This window comes from Nitrosomonas sp. Nm34 (assembly GCF_900113925.1).
In the GTDB taxonomy this organism is placed as follows: domain Bacteria; phylum Pseudomonadota; class Gammaproteobacteria; order Burkholderiales; family Nitrosomonadaceae; genus Nitrosomonas.
The window spans coordinates 1-4647 of record NZ_FORD01000107.1 but is presented as its reverse complement, the minus strand read 5'-3'; the positions used below and the strand labels follow the sequence as shown (position 1 = coordinate 4647).

At 41.1% G+C, this 4647-nt stretch carries 3 protein-coding genes and 2 pseudogenes; 2 read left to right on the top strand and 3 right to left on the bottom strand.

Annotation, left to right across the window (positions count from 1 at the left end):
* Together BM283_RS18425 and BM283_RS17245 are read left to right on the top strand one after the other, a co-directional pair.
* Positions 1–91 (top strand): annotated as a pseudogene (locus BM283_RS18425) (IS5/IS1182 family transposase); the annotation flags it as partial.
* 1054 nt (positions 92–1145) lie between these two features.
* Positions 1146–1742: a cytochrome P460 family protein gene (locus BM283_RS17245; RefSeq protein WP_090695330.1), complete on the top strand. Its 597-nt coding sequence runs from the start codon at positions 1146–1148 to the stop codon at positions 1740–1742.
* Positions 1743–2825: 1083 nt separating this feature from the next.
* On the opposite strand, the gene BM283_RS19135 is transcribed toward BM283_RS17245, so the two are convergent.
* From BM283_RS19135 to BM283_RS17230, 3 genes and pseudogenes are all read right to left on the bottom strand, one after another.
* Positions 2826–2990 (bottom strand): hypothetical protein, encoded by a 165-nt coding sequence (locus BM283_RS19135; protein ID WP_175492220.1) that lies wholly within the window; start codon positions 2988–2990, stop codon positions 2826–2828.
* A 792-nt stretch (positions 2991–3782) separates the two neighbouring features.
* Complete coding sequence (locus BM283_RS17235) at positions 3783–4331, bottom strand: cysteine hydrolase family protein (RefSeq protein WP_217646596.1); 549 nt, start codon at positions 4329–4331, stop codon at positions 3783–3785.
* Between the two features lie 140 nt (positions 4332–4471).
* Positions 4472–4647 (bottom strand): annotated as a pseudogene (locus BM283_RS17230) (IS1595 family transposase); the annotation flags it as partial.

The following is a 4647-nucleotide window of genomic DNA, read 5'->3' as shown; positions in this document are numbered from 1 at the left end:
CCGGGCAATAGCGACACGATACGACAAGCTGAAGCGAAATTATGAAAGTATGGTAGCCATAGCGTGTGGATATCTGTGGCTACCTATGTGAAATGTCAACAGACCCTAGCATTACCAATTTAACTACTACCACCCCAGCACTTCTTAAATAGCCCGAGTTCTCGTGAGATGGTAGATTTGTTAACGTCTACTTCATTCGCTCTATCTCTCTTTATTTAAATCCTTCTTTCTGTAACCCATACATTTGACAGCGTTGCTCACAGGTCAGCTGATGATAGTCTTTCATCTGTGCTCCTTTACTTAATCGTTCAAGAAGCTCAGATGCTATCGCAGTTTGCCTCTTATCAACCTTATAAAAGTTGCACTTTAAACTTGAATCTGCCTGATAAATAAATCATGATTTCTGGACTACATTGGACTACATACATGACAAGTTGTCACTTCTTACGTAAATATGCACAATAATTAGATCTTTACTGTTTCACATTTGGCTGATCTGTCAATGAAATGTTAACCTGGTTTAAATTAACTGTCTGTTTTAAATGTGAATAAAGCTTATCCTTAACTCCTACGTTGTCCGTATCCTGGCGGCATGAACCGTAAACGATCCAACAAAACCATCCTCCATCAGCTTGGCCGCGTGCACTTTTCAGTGACGGTAAACAAGAAATCCAACAGCGGTAGGACGCAATAAACGAGCGTATTGCACTGGATGATTTTCATTAGGTGCAGTAGCGATTCCGCCCTACGCGGACTGACCATTATTTATAAAAATTGTGTTATCGACAAGAAACCTGAAAGCTGGAGTGACCATCTGATCCACCCTTGTTATGGCTGAAATTCTCAGAAATTTGGGCCAAACCTGATTCACCGTCACCTAAGTCTCCTGCTGACCATCAGATGCGGTCTAAATCTGTGTCGAGAGAAAATTTTCTGTTTCCGATCATGTCAATTTTTACCTGGTGCAAAACCTGTACAGGTTTTATCTATCAAGGAGTTATTAAAAATCACTCAATAGTGGCCTCGTCATTGACGTAAAGATGGTCACGTAATAAACTCCGTACCACAGGAGCCGCGGCTCTTAGTATTTAGCTAAAAATCGTGCACTGTGAAGAGTTTCATTATATCAATCAAAGGAAATTGCAATGGGCTTTAAAAAAATACTGACAACTAGCATTGTAGCCATGATGATGTCATCTGGTTTGGGTAGCCATGCGCTTGCAGCAGGACCCGCGCAGTTTAACGATAAGGGTGAATTGCTCTTACCTCAGAATTATCGGGAATGGGTAATGGTAGGCACTCAGGTTACACCTAACGAACTGAACGAAGGCAAAGCACCATTTGCTGAAATTCGAACCGTTTATATTGACCCGGAGAGCTACGCGCACTGGAAAAAAACGGGAGAATTCAGAGACGGGACGATGACTGTCAAGGAACTTGTCAGTGTAGGGGATCGTAAAGGACCAGGTAGCGGTAATGGTTACTTTATGGGCGACTACATTGGGCTGGAAGCATCAGTCAAAGATGCGAAGCATTTTGCTAATGAACCAGGTAACTGGGGATTTTACATTTTCTATGTGCCAGGCACCCCGCTGGTTGCAGCTGCTAAAAACCTGCCGACACAAGAATGTGCAGAATGTCACAAAACTAATGCCAAAGATGACTTGGTTTTTACCCAATTCTATCCTGTTCTGCGGGCAGCGAAAGAAACTGGGGCTTCCGGTGTTCTCGCTCCAAAATAACTGCTAAAACTTAACTTTATAATATTAGCAATCACTTGGAATAGCCAATGTTTTAGCAAATAATTTGTTTACTTTTTCTACGCAGTGAATTGTCATAATGGTTCATTGCGTAGTTGACGCACCAACTGCCGGTGACAGTGATATTATTTTGTTTAATTTTTGTTCATCTGGTCATCCAGCCACATCTTTCTCATCCATAAAAGCTTATCGGTTGGCTATTTCCATATATACCTCATGCGTAATCACGGCTGCTTCCATAATTCGACTATCTTTTCCAGCCGTTACCTAGCATCATATTCATTGTGATGTGTGAGATCATAACCGTTGGTGATCACTGTCTCGTCTGACTCTATTGCATCGAATGGAAGCCGATCATATGATGTGATTGGAAGGGGTGGTCTCAATGGCCAACTGAATTGAGCCATAATTGGCTATTAAAATTTAGCTACTTTTCCAATGCTTAACCACACCTATTCAATTTAGTTTTTACTGATAGCTTTTTTCAGATTCATGCAGATGCTTTTCAGCACGACTTGGGCATTGACTTTTACTGTGCCGAAATAGCTGCACCTCCATTCCAAATAGACGTCTGGCCATGCCAAAACACTGTTCGACGATATAGCGTGTTTTTATGATCAATTTGTTTACCAGCTTCTGGCGTATCGAGAGTGGTTTGTTCTTGTATGCCCGGTGTATGATCGCGCTCTTGATTTTGTGCTTTTTTCAGAAACTACCAATTGGCGTTGGCTTACTGAACCTTTATCCGCATACACTCGATTCGCCTCGTTGCGCGCCAACAATGGTTATTTCGAAATACGTCATTTCGCTCTGGTTGGCAGGGGCAGTATGCATCCCGTGTACGTAGCCGTCTTCCGCATTGACCACCACGTAGCTGGGGTAGTCAAAATGCGATTTCTTACTTTTTTGAGCCAGGCCGCATCCGCATCCGTACTCTGTTCTTCGATACAGGTGATTCCCAGTTGACTGGCTATCCTCAAGAACGGTCTTACCTTCGGCATCTCCCTTCAGTATGATGGTCTTTTCTGGACGTACCGCTGACTCAATTTCTGCTCCACTCGCCTTTTACCTTTCGAGATGCTCTTCAAATCCTATACATTCTGAATTATTCTTAACTGGCATGCTATATTTGTTGTCTTGCCAGGCAATCAAGCCAGTTTTGTCACTCTTGCGCGTCATGTCTTCAGTTTGTGACAGCTGAACACAGCCAAGTGCCAAGTAAGGTAACATATTGGCTTGCTCTGCTCGCTGATATTGGAGCGCGGTTGCTGCGGCATGCTACCATGCCAATCCCTGGTTGGCGATATTGTCCAACCAGTTGGCCCTGTAACGTTCCAACTCATGCCAATTGGCAGAAGATTCACCGTCCAAACCATTGTGCTCAACATACTTGCCGCCTGCTTCAACTTTAACTTGCTTTCAGAGCCATAACCTTTACAAGCACCAATACGAAACCCTGTTGCTGTAGCATATTGATGAAAACGTTGATTGAGGGTCAATTCACGGACTACTTCACCGATTACTACCGTCTGATCAGCTAAACCGTAGCTTCAACGCCACCAATCATCACACCGTGCAATTCACCACCATCAATCTGACATTACGCGCCCGATATCATGTCCAGCACCAGCTCATAATAACGGTCCTGTCTTAAGCTGATTGTTGGTTTTAACCTCTGAATGTAGCGCCTTACCGAGCGATCCGAATAAGAAATATTCGCCACCTTGACCCTCAATTTGGTAGTGCTTTTCATCGCAGATAGTCCCAGGTACATTTGCAGTAATTGAGTAATGAATCAAAGCAGACTCTACTAATCAACCGTAATATAAACTTAGCACTAAAATTTTTCCATTATTCCAAAACGATAAAACTTGAATTCAAGAGAATTTACAAGTTAAACTTGAAAAAGAATTTAAGCAGGATGATATTGTGAGCAGAGTATTTACAATGGGCTGTATTTAATATGAAATGAATAATGAAAGAATTCTATCTCCCAGTAAAATCGCTAAATATAGATATATATTATTTCTCCCAATGAGATAATATTTTCTCAGTAGTATAAACTTCCAACTGAATACTGAAACGATTTTCATAGATATTTATAATAGAATCATGGCAACTATCTTGAGAGCTACATAATGCATCTCTGGCCAGGATAATGCGATAACCTAAATCTATTGCACCCATAATCGTAGCCAATACACAAATATCTGTTTCTCCTCCTGAAATAATAAGCGTATTTATTCCCCGTTTTTGCAGGTATTGATGTAGAGTAGTTTCCATCCATGGGCCATACACATGTTTATCTATCACAACTGCGGGCGGAACGAATTGTGATAATTCCGATATAAGATCAATCAAGGCAGGATTGATTTTTTTTAGCGTCATACATTCCCACCGCTCATAATATTTTCTCCACATACCAACCCCTTCAATACTCGTTTTCATCGGGATAAAGCGAGTGAAGATCGTTTTGGATGGATCAAACTCTGTGAGGGCTATTAGTTGAGGCAAAATTTTATAAGCCCATGGAGTGCTCCATTCCGTTGGCTCAGCAAATATCTTTTGCATATCAACACACATATGAACACCCTGATTTTTATGGATTACTTTCATTGTAGATAGTTATTAAAATTTGTGTATATCATCCGAATGGAAATGGTCGATTTCATGTGGTGATGAAAGAGTATATTTTTTAGGGTCTTAGGAAGTTAAAGCGGGTTTAGACGTAATAATTTAAGAATTTGAAGATAGAGATTATCATGTCGATGATTAAAACGAAATTCGGTTTCTTTCAAGTGAAGATAAAAAGTATGCTCAGGCACGCCATTGAATTTTGCCAAACGTCTTTTTGCGAAACTCCAGAAAGATTCGATACCGTTAATAT

Bases quoted from the DNA above. Each gene is read 5' to 3' on its own strand.
- BM283_RS19135 (WP_175492220.1), bottom strand. From the start codon at position 2,990: ATGTTACCTTACTTGGCACTTGGCTGTGTTCAGCTGTCACAAACTGAA.
- BM283_RS17245 (WP_090695330.1), top strand. From the start codon at position 1,146: ATGGGCTTTAAAAAAATACTGACAACTAGCATTGTAGCCATGATGATG.
- BM283_RS17235 (WP_217646596.1), bottom strand. From the start codon at position 4,331: ATGCAAAAGATATTTGCTGAGCCAACGGAATGGAGCACTCCATGGGCT.